The 2,599-nt window shown below is 38.6% G+C and carries 1 protein-coding gene and 1 pseudogene; both read right to left on the bottom strand.

Annotated elements, in window-relative coordinates:
• Positions 1-675: 675 nt before the first annotated feature.
• Positions 676-1,281: pseudogene (locus tag Q8907_16030) on the bottom strand (iron-containing alcohol dehydrogenase).
• A 91-nt stretch (positions 1,282-1,372) separates the two neighbouring features.
• Positions 1,373-2,599: hypothetical protein (locus Q8907_16025; GenBank protein ID MDP4275777.1), on the bottom strand; the 1,227-nt coding region annotated here is incomplete at its 5' end.

The raw sequence follows: 2,599 nt of genomic DNA, 5'->3' as shown, positions 1-2,599 counted from the left end.
TTTGCAGTCGGAATATCACCAAGGTGAAATTTCCAATTGTAATCAAAAAGCTGTTTTCCTTCAATATTTTCCTTGCTTTGAGTATGCCCCAAAGTGTAACATATAAGCAAAAATATTATTGAAGTTAATTTTCTGTAACAGAGTAATTGTTTCATAATCGGTCATTATTAATCATAAAGGGAATAAAGATAATAAACCAATGATTAATTGAAATGCTTTGGGGAGAATTTATAATTTCAGTTTATCAAGCAGCAAAAAAGTTATAACGGGATACTGCTTCATATTAATACTGAGTGCAATTCAGCGTAAGAGAATATCATTAAATTGAGAAACACTGGTTAATATGAGGTCCCCGAAGATGTGCTGTTCTTTGCCTTAAAACTTGGCGACTTGGCGTCATTTGCGAGAAATGCGTTTCACGCCAAGGCGCAGAGACGCAAAAAATACTTTTAACCACAAAGGATTTGTTTTAAACGCTTCGCGCAGGAATATCCTGGAACTTTTTAATGAATCACCGGCCTGTTTTAGCCCTTTCTTAAGGGTGTGGGGTTGATTGACAATAATCACAGACTTTAAATTTTATTCCATCCAGGAAAATATTTTGTTGCGAAACTTAAATTAATTCAGATATATGACAAAATCCGCGATTTCATCATATATCTGTTTGTTATTAAATTATTTATAAGAAGCCTGATAGATGGCAACACAATCCTCAATGCCCAGTGGGCTTCTGTCGCAAAGGAACAAGCCGCCCATGGTTTCTTTGGCATTTTTGGCAAGAGCCTCAAATTCATCAGATTTGATCCCGAAATCAGACATTTTAAGATCAGCAACTCCGCATTCATCCTGTAATTTCACCAGCATGGTAATAAAATCCATCGGGTCTTTCGCATCTTCCATTCCCATTGCCTTTGCCATCCTGATAAAACGGTCGTCACAAACTTGTTTGTTGACAAAATGAGTGAAATAGGCCTTACTGATCATGATAAGTCCTGCTCCATGAGGCATGTTCTGATGAAATGCCGACATGGCATGTTCCAATGAATGTTCGCTGGTGCAGGAGCCTATACTTTCAACCACTCCGGAAAGTGTATTGCCCAAGGCAACCTTTTCCCTTGCTTCGAGATCATTTCCCTTATTTACAGCCTTTGCCAAATTATGGCTTATGTTTTCAATAGCTGTAATGGCAAACATATCACTCACCGGATTTACAACGTTGGAAATATAGCCTTCAACACTATGAAACAATGCATCAAATCCCTGGTATGCTGTAAATTTAGGAGTTGGTTTTTCACCCAATGAATATAGATTTCAAAACTAAACAGAAAAATAAAAAAGCATAACTCTTGATACAAAACAATTTTCAACAACATTATTCCCATCGAGGCATTTTAAACTTCAACAAACTTTTATATCGGTTCATCAGTGTCAGAAGCAAAATAAAAATTCCGGCAATTGCCACATAGCCGAAAATTTCCTTGATAGAAACCAGAAGAGACTGGCGGGTAAGTTCATTCACAATCTTATCGAAGGAATTTGAATATACCAAAGGATTCTGTAAATCCAGTTCAGATCCGAGGTCCATCATATTGCGTTTTGTGCAAATTGTAAAAGCCCTTCCTATAATGGCCGTTCCCAGGGGCGTTCCAATACAGGTACGCACAAAACCCAGGATAGTAAGTGCCTGGAAGAATGGCATAAACGGAATTGTACGGGCTGCATAAACTGTCAGTACTACATAAATGACAACATTTCCCGCCCCCCTGAAGAATAAAGGCAGGTAAAGCAATTCCTTGCTGGTTGCCGGAGAAATAAGGAAATACATAGCCACAATATAACAGACAATAAATAAGAAACCTATGCCCGTTACCAATTTATAACCGCAGTCCCACTTTACCAACGCCAGGTATGAAAAAATTGCACCTCCGACAATTCCGGCCAATACGGCCCAATTTAAAGACATGGTGGTCAGGGTATCATAATGCAAAATAGCATCAGTAAAAGTGTTCTGCAAAATATTGGGTGTAGCCAGCAGCAAGCACATGGCTGTAAACAGCAATGAAATCGTATGAAAATGCCGTTGTTTTAAAACATGAAGGTCAATAAACGGATGTTTCACATACCTGCCTCTCCATAAAATCATGACAAAGACAACAACAGAGCTGATAATTGCCATGAAGATATACTTTGAACTGAGCCAATCATAATGTTCCCCATAAATTAAAACAAAAATAATCAGCATGATAAACAGGCTCCATAAAAACGCGCCCAACCAATCAATACCGTTTAAAGGTTGCGGGGTTGCGAAACGGAAATGACGGAGTAATAACATCACACTGACCACCACCAATGACAACATGCCAATTGCCAGCAAATTCATATATTCCCAGGAGAAATAATAGGAAATATACCCGCCCAGAATCCCGGAAAGCTGAATTGAGCCCAACACCAATAGGTAAACCACGGGAAAAAACTTTGCAAAATCGCGGGTAGCCGTAATTTTTAATTGGATAGTCGACATACATTCAAAAAATCCCATCAACCTCAGAATTCCGGAAAAAAAACAAATAGTCACTAAAACAGGCAGGGAATGCGCGTT

It is taken from the genome of Bacteroidota bacterium (genome assembly GCA_030706565.1).
Lineage (GTDB): Bacteria > Bacteroidota > Bacteroidia > Bacteroidales > JAUZOH01 > JAUZOH01.
This window is presented reverse-complemented; position numbering and strand designations above follow the sequence as displayed.